At 39.4% G+C, this 15,707-nt stretch carries 23 protein-coding genes and 4 pseudogenes; 8 read left to right on the top strand and 19 right to left on the bottom strand.

Annotated elements, in window-relative coordinates; all coding sequences use genetic code 11:
- Positions 1-90 precede the first annotated feature (90 nt).
- A pseudogene (locus JEU79_RS19715) lies at positions 91-1,249 on the bottom strand (IS3 family transposase).
- 42 nt (positions 1,250-1,291) lie between these two features.
- Between JEU79_RS19715 and JEU79_RS19710 the strand changes: the two are divergent.
- From JEU79_RS19710 to JEU79_RS19690, 8 genes and pseudogenes are all read left to right on the top strand, one after another.
- Positions 1,292-1,624, top strand: a complete 333-nt coding sequence (locus JEU79_RS19710; RefSeq protein WP_198266086.1) for an IS66 family transposase — start codon at positions 1,292-1,294, stop codon at positions 1,622-1,624.
- 19 nt (positions 1,625-1,643) lie between these two features.
- Positions 1,644-1,847: an IS66 family insertion sequence element accessory protein TnpA gene (gene tnpA, locus JEU79_RS19705; RefSeq protein ID WP_198265455.1), complete on the top strand. Its 204-nt coding sequence runs from the start codon at positions 1,644-1,646 to the stop codon at positions 1,845-1,847.
- Positions 1,848-1,934: 87 nt separating this feature from the next.
- Positions 1,935-2,264 (top strand): IS66 family insertion sequence element accessory protein TnpB, encoded by a 330-nt coding sequence (gene tnpB / locus JEU79_RS19700; protein WP_198262810.1) that lies wholly within the window; start codon positions 1,935-1,937, stop codon positions 2,262-2,264.
- A 98-nt stretch (positions 2,265-2,362) separates the two neighbouring features.
- A complete protein-coding gene (locus JEU79_RS26910) occupies positions 2,363-2,593 on the top strand; it encodes a transposase (RefSeq protein ID WP_246540425.1) in 231 nt (76 codons plus the stop codon).
- Entirely contained in the window at positions 2,565-3,125 is a 561-nt protein-coding gene (locus JEU79_RS27715) for an IS66 family transposase (protein WP_281400988.1), read from the top strand. Before JEU79_RS26910 ends, JEU79_RS27715 begins: the two co-directional genes overlap by 29 nt.
- Entirely contained in the window at positions 3,074-3,409 is a 336-nt protein-coding gene (locus JEU79_RS27710; RefSeq protein ID WP_281400987.1) for an IS66 family transposase, read from the top strand. The genes JEU79_RS27715 and JEU79_RS27710 overlap by 52 nt, the downstream gene beginning before the upstream one ends.
- Before the next feature lie 25 nt (positions 3,410-3,434).
- Positions 3,435-3,812 carry an IS66 family transposase gene (locus tag JEU79_RS26900; protein ID WP_198264260.1) on the top strand — a complete coding sequence of 126 codons (378 nt, stop codon included), beginning with the start codon at positions 3,435-3,437 and terminating at the stop codon, positions 3,810-3,812.
- A gap of 271 nt (positions 3,813-4,083) precedes the next feature.
- Positions 4,084-5,239: pseudogene (locus JEU79_RS19690) on the top strand (IS3 family transposase).
- 233 nt (positions 5,240-5,472) lie between these two features.
- Here JEU79_RS19690 and JEU79_RS28895 read toward each other — a convergent pair.
- From JEU79_RS28895 to JEU79_RS19610, 18 genes and pseudogenes are all read right to left on the bottom strand, one after another.
- Positions 5,473-5,757: a leucine-rich repeat domain-containing protein gene (locus JEU79_RS28895; RefSeq protein WP_425511188.1), complete on the bottom strand. Its 285-nt coding sequence runs from the start codon at positions 5,755-5,757 to the stop codon at positions 5,473-5,475.
- Positions 5,744-5,998 (bottom strand): leucine-rich repeat protein, encoded by a 255-nt coding sequence (locus tag JEU79_RS19685; RefSeq protein WP_198265454.1) that lies wholly within the window; start codon positions 5,996-5,998, stop codon positions 5,744-5,746. Before JEU79_RS19685 ends, JEU79_RS28895 begins: the two co-directional genes overlap by 14 nt.
- A pseudogene (locus JEU79_RS19680) lies at positions 5,991-6,936 on the bottom strand (IS1595 family transposase). The gene JEU79_RS19685 and the pseudogene JEU79_RS19680 overlap by 8 nt, the downstream one beginning before the upstream one ends.
- Positions 6,937-7,115: 179 nt before the next feature.
- On the bottom strand, positions 7,116-7,352 hold the full coding sequence (locus tag JEU79_RS25805; RefSeq protein ID WP_214660633.1) for a leucine-rich repeat domain-containing protein: 237 nt from the start codon (positions 7,350-7,352) through the stop codon (positions 7,116-7,118).
- A 173-nt stretch (positions 7,353-7,525) separates the two neighbouring features.
- Positions 7,526-7,804: a hypothetical protein gene (locus JEU79_RS19675; protein WP_198265453.1), complete on the bottom strand. Its 279-nt coding sequence runs from the start codon at positions 7,802-7,804 to the stop codon at positions 7,526-7,528.
- Between the two features lie 8 nt (positions 7,805-7,812).
- Positions 7,813-8,010 carry a hypothetical protein gene (locus JEU79_RS19670; protein ID WP_198264258.1) on the bottom strand — a complete coding sequence of 66 codons (198 nt, stop codon included), beginning with the start codon at positions 8,008-8,010 and terminating at the stop codon, positions 7,813-7,815.
- A gap of 145 nt (positions 8,011-8,155) precedes the next feature.
- A pseudogene (tnpC, locus tag JEU79_RS19665) lies at positions 8,156-9,684 on the bottom strand (IS66 family transposase).
- 74 nt (positions 9,685-9,758) lie between these two features.
- The gene (gene tnpB, locus JEU79_RS19655; protein ID WP_198262841.1) at positions 9,759-10,115 is read right to left on the bottom strand and encodes an IS66 family insertion sequence element accessory protein TnpB; all 357 of its coding nucleotides are present in this window, start codon (positions 10,113-10,115) and stop codon (positions 9,759-9,761) included.
- The gene (gene tnpA / locus JEU79_RS19650; RefSeq protein ID WP_198262602.1) at positions 10,112-10,435 is read right to left on the bottom strand and encodes an IS66 family insertion sequence element accessory protein TnpA; all 324 of its coding nucleotides are present in this window, start codon (positions 10,433-10,435) and stop codon (positions 10,112-10,114) included. Before tnpA (JEU79_RS19650) ends, tnpB (JEU79_RS19655) begins: the two co-directional genes overlap by 4 nt.
- A 79-nt stretch (positions 10,436-10,514) precedes the next feature.
- Positions 10,515-11,810, bottom strand: coding sequence for a conjugal transfer protein TraG N-terminal domain-containing protein (locus tag JEU79_RS19645; RefSeq protein ID WP_198265450.1), 1,296 nt, complete (start codon positions 11,808-11,810; stop codon positions 10,515-10,517).
- 17 nt (positions 11,811-11,827) lie between these two features.
- A complete protein-coding gene (locus JEU79_RS19640; protein ID WP_198265449.1) occupies positions 11,828-12,175 on the bottom strand; it encodes a hypothetical protein in 348 nt (115 codons plus the stop codon).
- 9 nt (positions 12,176-12,184) lie between these two features.
- A complete protein-coding gene (locus JEU79_RS19635; RefSeq protein ID WP_198265448.1) occupies positions 12,185-12,469 on the bottom strand; it encodes a hypothetical protein in 285 nt (94 codons plus the stop codon).
- Positions 12,470-12,517: 48 nt separating this feature from the next.
- Positions 12,518-13,756 carry an IS66 family transposase gene (gene tnpC, locus JEU79_RS19630; protein ID WP_246540638.1) on the bottom strand — a complete coding sequence of 413 codons (1,239 nt, stop codon included), beginning with the start codon at positions 13,754-13,756 and terminating at the stop codon, positions 12,518-12,520.
- The gene (locus JEU79_RS26895) at positions 13,753-14,007 is read right to left on the bottom strand and encodes a hypothetical protein (RefSeq protein WP_246540423.1); all 255 of its coding nucleotides are present in this window, start codon (positions 14,005-14,007) and stop codon (positions 13,753-13,755) included. The genes tnpC (JEU79_RS19630) and JEU79_RS26895 overlap by 4 nt, the downstream gene beginning before the upstream one ends.
- 106 nt (positions 14,008-14,113) lie before the next feature.
- A complete protein-coding gene (locus tag JEU79_RS19625) occupies positions 14,114-14,212 on the bottom strand; it encodes an IS66 family insertion sequence element accessory protein TnpB (protein ID WP_198262440.1) in 99 nt (32 codons plus the stop codon).
- Positions 14,212-14,307 carry an IS66 family insertion sequence element accessory protein TnpB gene (gene tnpB, locus JEU79_RS28890; protein ID WP_425511173.1) on the bottom strand — a complete coding sequence of 32 codons (96 nt, stop codon included), beginning with the start codon at positions 14,305-14,307 and terminating at the stop codon, positions 14,212-14,214. The genes JEU79_RS19625 and tnpB (JEU79_RS28890) overlap by 1 nt, the downstream gene beginning before the upstream one ends.
- A 166-nt stretch (positions 14,308-14,473) precedes the next feature.
- Complete coding sequence (gene tnpA, locus JEU79_RS19615; RefSeq protein ID WP_198263342.1) at positions 14,474-14,803, bottom strand: IS66 family insertion sequence element accessory protein TnpA; 330 nt, start codon at positions 14,801-14,803, stop codon at positions 14,474-14,476.
- Positions 14,804-15,247: 444 nt separating this feature from the next.
- The gene (locus tag JEU79_RS19610; RefSeq protein ID WP_198265447.1) at positions 15,248-15,664 is read right to left on the bottom strand and encodes a hypothetical protein; all 417 of its coding nucleotides are present in this window, start codon (positions 15,662-15,664) and stop codon (positions 15,248-15,250) included.
- Positions 15,665-15,707 lie beyond the last annotated feature (43 nt).

The following is a 15,707-nucleotide window of genomic DNA, read 5'->3' as shown; positions in this document are numbered from 1 at the left end:
TATCTTCACGGCACAGGCTGAGGAGCCGATGGCCGTCAACGGTAATGGGCGGCATTTATGTCGCCTTTTACCCCTCTTCAATCAATCGATTTAAGCTATTTCCTGCTGTATTTCATAATCGACTGGTGACAAATAATCATTAGCCGAATGAAGTCGCTCCCGATTATAAAATACCTCAATATATTCAAATATTGCCTGCTTTGCTTCTACTCTGGTTTTGAATCGACAATGGTGCGTCAATTCAGTTTTCAAACTATGAAAGAAGCTCTCTGATACAGCATTGTCCCAGCAATTTCCTTTGCGGCTCATAGACTGAATTATGTTATGATCCGACAATATTTTTCTATGACTATCAGAGGCATATTGGCTACCTCGGTCAGTATGCCAAAGCAATCCATCCATTGGTTTACGCTTCCATATGGCCATCAGTAAAGCATCATTGACTAGCTTGGCTTTCATTCGCTCATCCATCGACCAGCCAACAATTTGCCTAGAGAATAAGTCAATGACAACCGCTAAATATAACCAGCCTTCCTTGGTGGCAATATAGGTAATATCACCCACATAGTAGCGATCAGGTTGAGAGACAGTAAACTCTCTTTCCAGTAAATTTGGAGATATACGCTTATTATGCTTGGAATTAGTCGTCGCTTTAAAGCGTCTCTTCGTTTTACAAAACAAACCGGCTTTTTCATTAATCGACCAATTCTCCGGCGGCTTATATGAACGCCTTTTTCAGCCAGTTTTCTTTTAAGACGACGGGTTCCATAAGTCTTGCGACTGTCTTCAAACAGTTTTTTAGCTGCTCAGTAAGCGCTTCATTTTCTTTCTCTCTATCCGTTTTAGGAGAGCTAACCCAATCATAATAGCAACTACGGGAAACATCCATAAAACGGCACAGAATCGTTACCGGGTAATCTTTAGCCTGATCAGTTATCCATGCGTACTTCACAAAGTTTCCCTTGCAAAGTACGCTGTGGCCTTTTAATAAATCACGCTCCTGAATCACTTTTGCCAATTCTTTTTTCAGACGTTTTACTTCATCATAAATGTGTTCATCACTTCTATTGGCTACCGTCTTCACCGGTTTGGAATATTTACTGATCCAGGTATGTAGAGTATTTACATTAACACCTAGCTCCCTGGCAGTCTGAGAAACAGGTTGATCCGTCTCATTAGCTAATTTGACAGCTGATTCTTTAAATTCTGATGTATAGCTTTTATTCGGTTTTTTTTTTTGTTTGATCATTCATTTTAGGTCACACTTTTTATCTTTTAGTTATTTTAAGTTGTGTGTCCGGTTAAGTATAGCCACATTAAAGAGACCTCAGAGCAACTGGAAATTGTTCCTGCTCAGGTATATGTTGTAGAACATGTTCAGGTTAAATATGCCTGTCGTGCTTGTGAGGAAGGCGTTAAAACTGCTCCTAAGCCTGCACAGCCCATTCCTAGAAGTTTTGCATCACCCAGCCTGCTGGCCTATATCATTGTTTCTAAATTCCTAGACAGCTTGCCTCTCTATCGACAGGAAGCGATATTTAAACGCTATAAGATAACACTTTCCAGAGCCAGTATGTCCAACTGGGTGCTAAATCAACGTCAATTAAAACCCACGTTACAATAAGCATTCAAAAGATGCTTCGATGAAGCAACACATAGAGGCCTGCCAAGCCAGTAACTTAAGCCAGGCAGTTTATTGTCAACAACATAAGATACCCTCTCATATTTTTAGCTATTATCGAAAGAAGTTGGGTTATGTTAGCTCATCAAAACAGGTCAACACCAACAATCAACTCATTCCCATTAATTTACTGGCCAATTCCCCACAAGCAATGCAATTAAAGTAAGCCATACCAATGGTTTCAGTTTGAAATCAATTCTGATACGAACCTGAATCAGCTCAAGTCCATTCTGGATTTGCTCAGGACTGTTTCATGATAACGGGCATCACAGTCAATCAGGTTTATCTGGTTTCTGGTGTTACCGATATGAGAAAAGCAACCAATGGGCTATCACTGATTGTCTCAGAGCAATTGGAACACAATCCCTTTGATGGCAGTGTCTTTGTTTTTGTAATCGTCAGCGAGATAAACTTAAAATACTGTACTGGGAGCGTAATGGTTTCTGGCTTTACTATCGTACACTTGAAAAGGGAAATTCCAGTGGCCGATGGAAAAAGAACAACCCACTCTTTCGTTAACACTGAGAGAATTACAGTGGTTACTGGATGGTTTATCTTGCACACAACACCATGCTCACCCTGAAATTCATGGTCTGGAAAACAACTAAAAAGTCCCTTTAGATGCGCATTAAACAGAATAAATACAAGCATTTAACGCTCATTTTTAGTATAATATAACGCATGAGTTCAACAGACAAAATACTACCAGAAGAGATACCAACGCTCAAAAACAGGGTGCTTGAACTCCAGTCAAAAGTGGACTGGTATGAGGAACAATTTCGTCTGTTGCAACACAAACGGTTTGGTACTTCCAGTGAAAAAGAAGCCCACCCCGACTTCTTTAATGAGGCAGAAACGTTCGCCGAAGAAGCACCGGAAGTCCGTGAAACCATTAGCAGAACAAGTCTGTGACTGCGGTCATCACTTGCATGAAATTGGTGAAGAGACCTCAGAGCAACTGGAAATTGTTCCTGCTCAGGTATATGTTGTAGAACATGTTCAGGTTAAATATGCCTGTCGTGCTTGTGAGGAAGGCGTTAAAACTGCTCCTAAGCCTGCACAGCCCATTCCTAGAAGTTTTGCATCACCCAGCCTGCTGGCCTATATCATTGTTTCTAAATTCCTAGACAGCTTGCCTCTCTATCGACAGGAAGCGATATTTAAACGCTATAAGATAACACTTTCCAGAGCCAGTATGTCCAACTGGGTGCTTAAATCAGCTGAATTACTCAAACCCTTTTATAATCGGTTGTTGTATTATCTCATTAGGCAGAAAATCATCCAGGCCGATGAAACAACGATGCGAGTGATCCATGATGGACGTGAGAATTGCCTAAATCTTATATGTGGCTCTATCAAAGTGGCGGCTATCATTCCAAGTGTCCCATTGTTTTGTATGAGTATCAGCCTACTCGTGCAGGCCAACATGCCAAAACCTTTTTAACGGGGTTTTCAGGTTACCTGCAAACGGATGGCTTTCCCGGTTATCATATATTCGAAAATGAGAACAGTGAAGTCACTTTATTAGGCTGCATGGCACATGCTCGTCGCAAGTTCCATGATGCCTTAAAAGCATTACCCAAGAACAGTCAGAAAAAGCCTGGCATGGTACAAATGGCGATCAGTAAAATTGCTAAATTGTATGCGATTGAAAAACAAATCAAACCGCTCAATGCTGAACAACGTTACCTGATCCGTCAGGAAAAAAAGCAAACCACTACTGGATGACTTTAAAAAGTGGTGTGATGATAAAGTGACTAAAACAACAAAAGACAGTAAGTTGGGTGTCGCTATTCGTTATGTGATCAATCAATGGAAGTATCTGACTGTCTATCTTGAAGAGGGCAACCTCCAGATTGATAATAATATGGCAGAGCGGCGGATCAAACCCTTTGTGATTGGGCGCAAAAACTGGGTCATGAACCAAAATCCTCGTGGTGCTGAGGCCAGTGCTATTTTATATTCAATCGTGCAAACAGCGAAAGCAAACAACCTAGAGCCCTTTGCCTTTTTAACACACATTCTGACTGAGTTACCTAAGCTGGGCAGGCATTATGATGATGAGGCTTTAGAGCAATTGTTGCCATGGAATTTGACTGAAAAAATTCAGCCTTTAAATAAAGTGGAATGATACGTCAACGTGGGAAGTTTTGACGTATACGATTATTACCATTACCAATATGATTGCGCCCAATGATAATGAGCTAGCACAATCTGTCAGACGCGACCTAGCCAATTTGATGGCCAAATAACGATAGAATAATTGGGCTTATTCTGACACTGCCAGACATAAAAGATGAAGGTGATTGTTTACAGTCAATCATTTCCCATTTAATATAGTGGACCCCGAAAACTGGACAATAGGTTAAGATATAAGAGCTAACCTAACGGGGAACAAAAAAATGAGCACAAAAAGAAAAACATTCAACAACAAATTTAAAGCAAAAGTAGCCATTGAGGCTTTGAAAGGTCAAAAAACAGTCGCAGAAATTGCGTCAGAATTTGAAGTGCACACCACCCAGGTCAATAGCTGGAAAAAGCAGATGCTTGATGGTGCAGCCGATACTTTTTCAAAAAAATTAGAGAATAAAGATGCTGAACATGAAAAGGAAAAAGAACACCTGTACAGCCAAATAGGTCAACTAAAAGTAGAGGCTGACTGGCTGTCAAAAAAAGTTGAAGATGTTCAACTGAGTAGAGCAGAAAAGCGGTGTTGCATAGAAAAAGAGCACCCTCAGTTGAGCATCAAAAAACAATGTGAGCTTATCGGCCTGAACCGTTCAAGCTATTACTATCAACCTAAAAAGCCTCTGCAAAATAAAGATTTAACATTAATGAATTTGATTGATGAGTTGTACATAAAACATCCATTCTATGGCAGTCGTCAAATTCGTAATGCATTAAGATTGAAATGTTATAAAATTAATCGTAAAAAGTTCAACGGCTTATGCGGATCATGGGATTGGTTTCAGTGGCACCAAAACCCAATACCAGCAAGCCTTGCAAAGTAAATAACCTCTATCCATATTTGCTCAAAGGAATTGATATTAATAGGAATAACCAGGTTTGGTGCACAGATATCACGTATTTACGGATGCCACATGGATTTGTCTACCTAAGTGCTGTTATGGACTGGAGTAGCCGTTTTGTGCTGTCCTGGGAAGTGTCAACCAGCATGGAAGAAAGCTTTTGTATCAGTAGTCTGGAAACAGCACTGCGACGATATGGAAAGCCAGAAATCTTCAATACGGATCAAGGTGCTCAATATACTAGCAGAGCATTTACAGGTGTTCTAAAGGCCAATGATATAAAATCAGCATGGACGGCAAAGGCAGAGCAATGGATAACATTATGATTGAACGACTCTGGCGAAGTGTAAAATATGAGGAAATTTACCTCAAGGATTACCAAAGTATTGATGAGCTAAAGAGCTCATTAAAGGAATGTTTTGAGTTTTACAACCATGAACGACCACACAGTACACACGGTGGAAAAACGCCTGCAGAGATCTATGGCGTGATGAAAGAAGTTGTTCCAGACTTAAAACGGGCAGCATGATGAGAGGATAATCAACTTTACTGGCAACCGCCTTGTCCACATATCCACAGGCCAAGCCAGTAGCCCTGAGATATATCGCAAGCGTCTCTGGACTACTGGCAGACCTGTGGATATGTGGATAAGACTAATACTATAAATAACCAACAGAATTATATCTTAATATTTGAGAAAGCTGTCTTGACAATGGGGTCCACTGTATAATATTCGTCCAAGATTTTTGCGGGTAAATTCATTTATTTTTTAATGTCTTCCTTGCTCACATTGGGCGAGTTTTGAACATGGAAATAGGATAGATTAATCAAATTATCATAGTTTTCTAATTTCTCTATCGGTGTGTCATTCATGTATAAAAACACCAGTTTAGTTAAATTTTCTAGCCCTTCAAATTTACGTATTTTTGTGTCGTATAAAACTAACTCTTTTAAATTGACTAATTGATCCAGTCCTTCTATTTTATTAATATCATTAATACTTAAGTCTAATGTTTTTAAGGTCGATAAAGAATCAAGCCCTTCTATTTTTTTTTATTTCTGTTATGCTTAAATTTATTGTTTCTATATTTTTAAGTGGCTCAAGATTTTCCATTTTTTTAATGGGATTATTTTTTAAATACAAAACTTTTAATTTAGACAAGGCATCTAAATTTTCTATTTTTTCTATTTTATTACTCGAAAGCCCTAGATACTTAAGCTGTTTTAAATTATCTAAACCTTCTATTTTTCGTATTTTATTGTCAGTTAAGGTTACTTGATTACCCATAAAGCTCCGCCATTTTTAGGAGCTTTCCATTCATAGGTGGCGTTTTCATCGCCACGCATAAAAACCTTGGCATCATGTCTTTTAAGTTAAAGCGTCTATTAAACCGATAACAAAATTCAGCAAGATACCGAGGTAAATGTTTTGAGTTAATGGAATGATAGCTTCCCTTCATAGAGTTTTTAATATTACCTATCATAGTGTTAACCCAGATAAACTCAATTTTATCAACACTTGCCGCACCACCACCCGTGACGATTGGAACATGCTTACAGTCAGCTTCTTTAACCGCAGGAAAACAATTTAACCCATCTGAGTAAACAGTACTTCCAGGTGTTAAATGAGTTTGTGCCCATCGTTTTATTTCACTGGATTTAAACCCTTTAAGCACATTTAAATTCATTGCAATCGGGTGTCCATCTTCATTAGTAGAAACGGCTGCAACGAACGGTGTTTTATTTTCTGAACCACGACCTCTGGAGCCGCCTCTGTGCTCACACCCCAGTAGGCATCATCAATTTGAATGATGCCTGATAAAGGTTTACTGTCATCACGTTCTTTCATAACCTGCATGATCTTTTGTTTCATACTCCAGGCTGTATTGTAGCTTACCTTAAGCTGTCTCTTTAATTCTAATGCTGAAACCGCTGTCTTCAATTGAGTCATAAGATGAATCGCTAAAAACCACTTAGATAAAGGCAGTTTGGTACTATCAAATATTGTCCCACAGGTTGCTGATGTCTGATGATGACAATGGTGGCACTGATAAAGATGGCGATGTTCTAGAGTGCAATAAGTCTTATTGCCACACTCTGGGCAAACAAATCCATCAGGAAATTTCCATTTAAATAAGGCTTGTCGGCACTGTTTGTCAGTGCCATAATCATAAAAAGCTCAAATAAACTATAACCTTCTTGAAACTGAATTTTATTTTTTGACATCATTCTACTCCACACATAATCTATACTTTAATTATAGTATAATTATAGTATAATTATAGTATAATTATCGAAATATGGCGGAGCTTTGTGGGTAATCAAGTAAGGTTAAATCTTCGAGTGAAACCAAGGTTTCCAATCCTTCTAACTTTTCAACTTTATGAAATCTAATTTCCAGTTTTTTAAATTTTCAAGATTTCCAATATTTTCATTTTTATTATTTTTCTGTCACTATCATTACTTGCATCTAAACTCAAGACTTCCAAGTTTATTAAGCTGTCTAATCCCTCAAGCTTTCTTATGTCGGTACCTTTCAACATAAGAAATTTCAAAGAAGGAATACCATCAAGATTTTCTATTTTTGAAATATAAGTTCTTTCCAAATCTAAAAGTATCAATTTGGGTAGATTTTTAAGCACACCTATTTTAGTTATTTTCGAAAGATGAAAATCAAGACCTTCTAAAGAAACTAACCCTTCAATTTTTTTAAATTCCTTAAGACTTCTACATTTACAAGAAAAATGAATCAGAGATTTAAAAGAATTAATTAATGAGAGATTCTTAAATTTAGTATTATTTAGATTTATAGCAATTACATTCCCTTAATATCAAAATAAATTCTTTTATCACTAATATTCGTTATCTTCCATCTTTTATCCCGTCCTTTTCTATGCACTAAAAGTATGCCATTTCTTCGGCCTTCAACAATTAAGTTTTTAGTCAGCTTTATTTCATTCCAGCCAAGTTTTGCATCTTTCAAAAGTGCTTCAATAGCTGCCTGCTCAATTGGATCATCTGTCACAATTTTGGCAAAACTAATATTTACAGCCATTAAAAACACAAGAAAAATATTAATTAATAATTTATTCATTTTCATACCTAAGGTCTTGGATATTCCCGATAACGAGCATAATCTATGTCTAATTTCCTGAGCAAATAGTAAGCACTCAAATTAGTTTCAAAAAAAGTACCATTATTAATCTTCTTAGCAATTTCTGGAAAGGTTTCAATCGTGCCATCAAAATCGTAATAATTCTCTGATAGTTCTGGCTTGTTCACTCTCTCTGAAAAATTCATTAAGTCCCTAATCAAGGAGGAGTTATCACTATCTCCATCTAACATTTCACGTATTTCATCTAGGTTACGTCCCAACGACAATAATGGAATCAATGAATTGATATATAGATTATTAGTATACGTCAAAACTTCCCACGTTGACGTATCATTCCACTTTATTTAAAGGCTGAATTTTTTCAGTCAAATTCCATGGCAACAATTGCTCTAAAGCCTCATCATCATAATGCCTGCCCAGCTTAGGTAACTCAGTCAGAATGTGTGTTAAAAAGGCAAAGGGCTCTAGGTTGTTTGCTTTCGCTGTTTGCACGATTGAATATAAAATAGCACTGGCCTCAGCACCACGAGGATTTTGGTTCATGACCCAGTTTTTGCGCCCAATCACAAAGGGTTTGATCCGCCGCTCTGCCATATTATTATCAATCTGGAGGTTGCCCTCTTCAAGATAGACAGTCAGATACTTCCATTGATTGATCACATAACGAATAGCGACACCCAACTTACTGTCTTTTGTTGTTTTAGTCACTTTATCATCACACCACTTTTTAAAGTCATCCAGTAGTGGTTTGCTTTTTTCCTGACGGATCAGGTAACGTTGTTCAGCATTGAGCGGTTTGATTTGTTTTTCAATCGCATACAATTTAGCAATTTTACTGATCGCCATTTGTACCATGCCAGGCTTTTTCTGACTGTTCTTGGGTAATGCTTTTAAGGCATCATGGAACTTGCGACGAGCATGTGCCATGCAGCCTAATAAAGTGACTTCACTGTTCTCATTTTCGAATATATGATAACCGGGAAAGCCATCCGTTTGCAGGTAACCTGAAAACCCCGTTAAAAAGGTTTTGGCATGTTGGCCTGCACGAGTAGGCTGATACTCATACAAAACAATGGGACACTTGGAATGATAGCCGCCACTTTGATAGAGCCACATATAAGATTTAGGGCAATTCTCACGTCCATCATGGATCACTCGCATCGTTGTTTCATCGGCCTGGATGATTTTCTGCCTAATGAGATAATACAACAACCGATTATAAAAGGGTTTGAGTAATTCAGCTGATTTAAGCACCCAGTTGGACATACTGGCTCTGGAAAGTGTTATCTTATAGCGTTTAAATATCGCTTCCTGTCGATAGAGAGGCAAGCTGTCTAGAATTTAGAAACAATGATATAGGCCAGCAGGCTGGGTGATGCAAAACTTCTAGGAATGGGCTGTGCAGGCTTAGGAGCAGTTTTAACGCCTTCCTCACAAGCACGACAGGCATATTTAACCTGAACATGTTCTACAACATATACCTGAGCAGGAACAATTTCCAGTTGCTCTGAGGTCTCTTCACCAATTTCATGCAAGTGATGACCGCAGTCACAGACTTGTTCTGCTTCAGATAACTCATGACGAACAACTTTACGAGGTAGGTCTTTAGGTAAAGGCTTACGACCGGGCTTTTTACGCTCATAAGTAATGGTTTCACGGACTTCCGGTGCTTCTTCGGCGAACGTTTCTGCCTCATTAAAGAAGTCGGGGTGAACTTCTTTTTCACTGGAAGTACCAAACCGTTTATGTTGCAACAGACGAAATTGTTCCTCATACCAGTCCACTTTTGACTGGAGTTCAAGCACCCTGTTTTTGAGCGTTGGTATCTCTTCTGGTAGTATTTTGTCTGTTGAACTCATGCGTTATATTATACTAAAAATGAGCGTTAAATGCTTGTATTTATTCTGTTTAATGCGCATCTAAAGGGACTTTTTTAGTTGTTTTCCAGACCATGAATTTCAGGGTGAGCATGGTGTTGTGTGCAAGATAAACCATCCAGTAACCACTGTAATTCTCTCAGTGTTAACGAAAGAGTGGGTTGTTCTTTTTCCATCGGCCACTGGAATTTCCCTTTTTCAAGTGTACGATAGTAAAGCCAGAAACCATTACGCTCCCAGTACAGTATTTTAAGTTTATCTCGCTGACGATTACAAAAAACAAAGACACTGCCATCAAAGGGATTGTGTTCCAATTGCTCTGAGACAATCAGTGATAGCCCATTGGTTGCTTTTCTCATATCGGTAACACCAGAAACCAGATAAACCTGATTGACTGTGATGCCCGTTATCATGAAACAGTCCTGAGCAAATCCAGAATGGACTTGAGCTGATTCAGGTTCGTATCAGAATTGATTTCCAAACTGAAACCATTGGTATGGCTTACTTTAATTGCATTGCTTGTGGGGGAATTGGCCAGTAAATTAATGGGAATGAGTTGATTGTTGGTGTTGACCTGTTTTGATGAGCTAACATAACCCAACTTCTTTCGATAATAGCTAAAAATATGAGAGGGTATCTTATGTTGTTGACAATAAACTGCCTGGCTTAAGTTACTGGCTTGGCAGGCCTCTATGTGTTGCTTCATCGAAGCATCTTTTGAATGGTTGCTCATTTGTATCTCCAAATTACGAATTGAAGATCATAGTTTGAGCTAACTGAAGCTTATTGTGAACGTGGGTTTTAATTGACGTTTACAGTGCTCCCATGGCCAGCACTTCTTTTACACCATAATTGGATAAAATTAATAGGAATGGTAAAAACATGATCAAACCAGAAATAATGAAGGCCTGAACCAAAGGTAGAGCCATTTTAAGAATAACCATCATGGGATAAAACTGCTGGTTAAAACTATAAGTACCTGCAACAGCTGCAGCTCCAGCAGCTGAGCCATAAAAACTATCAATCCCTCCTACACCATTATTGGAAAAACTATGTGATGTTGAAGAACAATCACTTTTTTTATAAGAGGGAGCCATGGATTTAACATCACTGACATCTACCAATGAACGAATTAATACCTTTTCGGCCTTAGATTTATCACCTCCAAATGGGTTATATTCTGCTAATTTGGCTTTTGTACTGGTCAACCAGCCAGGATCAATACTTTTCAGGATTTTTGCTTTTAATCCCGTAGTCCCTTTTTCATACCATTCCTTACAATAAGGCTTGCTCCATTGTGGCTTGGGTGCTTTTCCATTCCAGACACCTTTATCTCGTTCTTGTGAATCACCCACAAAAGGGATTAATCCTGATACTGCATCAGGTGGCTGCATTTTATTATAGTAACCATTTTCACTTAGAAAAAATTCTGATCCCAACCACTCTGCATCATTAGCTTCAACATATTCTTTGGAAGCTACGTTATAACTGGCTGGATGCTCTGCATCGAATTTGGCTCTTGCCTGTTTGTAACAACCATTATAAAAATCTGCAACCTCCTGCTTAACAGCTGGATCGGTAATTTTATTAAGCTGAATCTCATAGGTCAGTTCTTTTAAACTGGTGGTACAGGGAACTTTTACCCCAACACCATCATTCACTGCCTGCCCTATTGCTAATATCGCCATCCATGCAACTGGAGCTTTGGCTGTTAACGAACCCATATTAGTAGTTGTAAAAGTGGCATCATAGGTGGTTCCAGTACCCGTTGAATCAGGTTTCTTTTGTGCCATTGTTGGTACCAGACTACCAATATTGCACTGACGCTCATTAAATTTCATTTCTTGTAAATTCAAATTGAGAGCAGGTACGCCAGCCAGTGTCAGAACCACAATACCAATAAAAATTTTCATTTCCAGGTAGTTCAATACTCGCTTGGAGGTCATTTTTGATGAACCTTTTTCACGAGAACTGGTATAGGCATCAAATAAATAATAGCCAAATGGCAGATAAACAAGCCCCAGACTAACCATGACATCCCACAATACGTTATACATACCCCAGGCAAAATACTGCAGAAAAAGTTCTGGAAAACTTCCAACACCCATTATCTTATTCCTTTAATTTAATTAAGCAGATAAGCTAATATGTTTTGATTGATGATTAGCTCAAATAATAAAATCCAGCCTGCTATCTTCCATTTAATTGCTAAAAGCAATTGTGACATTTCTTTATCACACTGCTTTTTCTGAGCCAACCAGTGAATTAGTTTTTCCCATTGCCAGAACACTATTATGATCAGACTTAATCGAAAGACAGTGAACAGTAATTTCTGATGATCTAAAAACTGACTTAGTGATCCCAAACTATCAACACTGTTTTGACCACCTATCTGAATCACTGCTATCAAAAACATGCCAGCAATTAACAACATCCCAACCATCAGGGCTAATAATTTTATAGCTTTCTTCATTTGCTTCTCTTACTTATCAACCTTGCCGCCAATAACACTTTTTTCATGCAAGCTGGCCCTGGTGGATCCAGAAACAAATGTTCGTCGGGCTTCTTCCCTGGCCATCAGCAATTTCACTGAGTCTGTTGATATAGTTTTTCTGATACGGGAACTCAATAAAATATTATTTATAAAGCCTGATAAATCATTAATACTGGTTTCATTAAATCCTGTTATCACATCACTGGAAGCCAGATTTGGTTCCCGTTTACCCGTTTCCATGGCCTGTAATAACAGTTCTGCTTTTTCCAGCACATTGGCTGTGGCAATATCACTGGCCAGTCGTGAAAGAAAAGTAAGCGCTTAACGAACAGCGTTCTTTACCTTTTCCAATTCTGATTTTTTAAAATTCCAGGGAAGCAATGCTTCCAGCTTTTCAACCGTATCCGCATAAGGTAATTGGGTTAATACATAGACCATATACGTATATGGCTCAATATCATTGGCCTTAGCGGTTTCAATAAAACTATAATGAACTGCACTGGCATGTGCACCCTTTGGCGTATCTGAAAATAACCAGGCCTTTCTACCCACGCAGAATGGACGGATAGCATTTTCTGCCAGCACATTACTGATATTCAACCGACCATCTTCACAATAAACAGTCAGCTTAGGCCATTGATTATTAATATAGGTGAGTGCTTTTCCTGTCAAGCTGTCGTTCGGCACTTTGCCCAGGGTGTTATCGACCCATGTTCTTATTTTCTCAAGAAGCGGCAGGCTCTGTTTCTGACGAACCTTAAATTTTTCATTAACACTGGCTTCTTTTATCTCACGCTCAATTAAATACAGCTTATTGATATGGGCCAGTGCCACATCGGCTTTTGTAGGCTTTTGATTGCTCTTTTTCTTTGGTTGTGCCGTCTGAGAATCTTTGAATTTACGGCGAGTGTGATCCCAGCAGCCGACCGATGTGGCATTATTTTGTGCACACACGGCATTGTAACCGGCATAGCCATCGGTTTGCAGATAGCCGCTAAAGCCATCAAGCAGGCGCAGTGGTACTTCCTTCTTACGAGAAGGATCGTATTCAAACAGCACACTGGGTTGTCCAGGTGGCCCGCCACGACTGACCCACATGTATTTGTTCGAATGAGCACTGAGTCCCGGCTCTTTTAATACTTTGAGCACCGTTTCATCCATTTGGATGATGTCACCCGACAGTTGATGTTCTCGCATGAGGTTGATGAGCGGCTGGAACTGATGAGCCAGTTTAATAGCCCAATTGGCCATGGTGGCTCGGGTTATATCGCCGCCATAGCGTGATAATATGCCTTCCATTCGATACAGAGGCAAACCATCGGCATATTTTGAGATAATGATGTGTGCCATCAGGTGAATACTGCCCATTGATTTAGGTAATGGATGTTTTGGCATGACCGCAGCTTTCATTGAACGACTGTCTGTGTCATTGGTGCCTGCAAAGACGGCTTTTTCCTGGAAGTATTCCAGTATTTGGACTTTAGCTGGAATGATATCCAGCTCTTCTCTGACTTTAGTGTAAAAAACCTCAATGGCACCGGCTTTTTCTTCATCTGTCAGATCGATGAAGACAGGGACTCTTGGAATAGTCTTTGAGAAAGGCTTCCTGCCTGTTTTTCTTTCTTCTTAGGCGAAGTGGTTTTTAGGTTCAGGGAGCCCCTCATCGTCAGCCGCCTGCTCAGCTTCATCAAATAAGCGTTCCTGACCATCACTTTTTCACTGCTGGGTGCAAAGCGTTTACTACGAGCCAGACGAAGGGCTTCTTCCAGTATTTTTATACGGTGGTTTTTCTGTTCAATGACACTCAACAATTCATTCTTGTCCGCGTGTGAAAAAGCGGAAAATATAGAGTCGTTTTTTGTGGATTCAGCCTTGTTTTGCATGGCTTTATTATAACAAAAAATAGACTAAAAGTACTTAAAATACAGACTCATAATGCAATTTCTTATGCGGTTTCATGACACTGATATCATAGCCGTCTAATAGCCAGTTGATTTGTTGTCCGGTGATATTCATCAGGTCATCTTCACCCTTTGGCCATTGAACTTTTCTTCTGAGAGACTTTTGTAATAGAGTACAAAACCGGTATTATCCCAGAAGAGGCATTTAATTTTATTACGCTGACGATTGGTAAAGGCATACAGATGGCCTGCAAAGGATTATGACCTAATTCACATTCAACAATGGCACTGAGGCCAATAAAACTTTTACGAAAATCAACAGGCTTCAGATAGAGATACACCTGTGGCAGGCTGAGTGATGGACGTATGGCTGACTTCATTGGAACAGTCCTGCTAATTGTTTTACCAGCTGTACATTATCGGCAGTCACTCCTTCAATGCGTAGCTGATTGGGTAATTCTACAATTAATGCTGAGGTGCGGGCTGAATAGTGTTTCGGGGAGGATAGTTGAATAAAACCATTCCCCTTTGTCATCGCACTGGTTTGCGTTGTTGCACCCAGCAACTTACGCTTGTAATAGCCAAAACGTTTGATGGATAGCCCATGTTCCTGACAATAGGATGCCTGGCTGATACTGTTTTCATTCCATTGATTAACGTGGTCTTGCCAAAATTGTTTTGAGTTGGCTTGGGTTTCTGGTTTCATTGATATGTCTCATAATTAATCGATGGATTGATTATGAGGCAGGGGAGATATTTTTTGAATAACGCTAGATGGTTAAGCGCTTACAAAGAAAAAGTTGTTGCTCTGTTGCTGACTCACTTTTTAATGCCTTGATCACCGCAGGAGTGATTCGGAGCCCAGAGGCAGATACATCCGTCAGTTGTTTGGCTTGGTTTTCCTGAAGCAGAAACTAATTTAGACAGGTCAGTAGCGATACTTTGTCGTTCATTGTATAACTGAGGCAATAAACCTTTGCCCATATTCGTTCGGGTTTTCTGACAATTTTTACAGGTTCTGACTTCATTACTACCCAGCACATCGACAGCATATTGCTGAAACTTGGATGGCCTACCCCAGATTTCGGTAATACGACCACTATTCGCTGGCGCTTTGGCCGTTTTATCAGGTGCACGACCAATCAGCGTGTTATAACCGGCCTGAGCAGTTTGTTCCGTAACATTCAGTGGGGTTGGCTTTTTCCCGCATAGAGCTTGCCTCCAATTCCGGGGATGCCTTTATCTCCTCCGTTTGACTCCACTGATTTCTTGGCAGCAATCGCATTACCACCTTTTTCTTTTGAGCCTGCCAGCTATTTTTCTTGGACATAGTGACAAATTTATCAAACGGATTACCACCAGCAACAAAGTCCGCTTCCATTTCTTCACAGGATTTGATGGACATATTAAATTGCTCTTCTGCTCTGAGCAGACCATTTTGAAACAAATCATATAAGCCCGGATTGGAGCGTTGTATAATCAAAGCAGGCAGTGATGAAACAAAACCAGTTGCGGCAGAAACCATCTGATTTAATGCCTGATCAGCACTGCTGCGAATGTCATTCATAAAGGCACCAACTGAGGAGCTGAGACTAAAATTACCACAACTG

The organism is sulfur-oxidizing endosymbiont of Gigantopelta aegis (genome assembly GCF_016097415.1).
In the GTDB taxonomy this organism is placed as follows: domain Bacteria; phylum Pseudomonadota; class Gammaproteobacteria; order GRL18; family GRL18; genus GRL18.
Note: the sequence above shows the minus strand (reverse complement) of the source record. Positions and strands in the feature narration are given on the sequence as shown.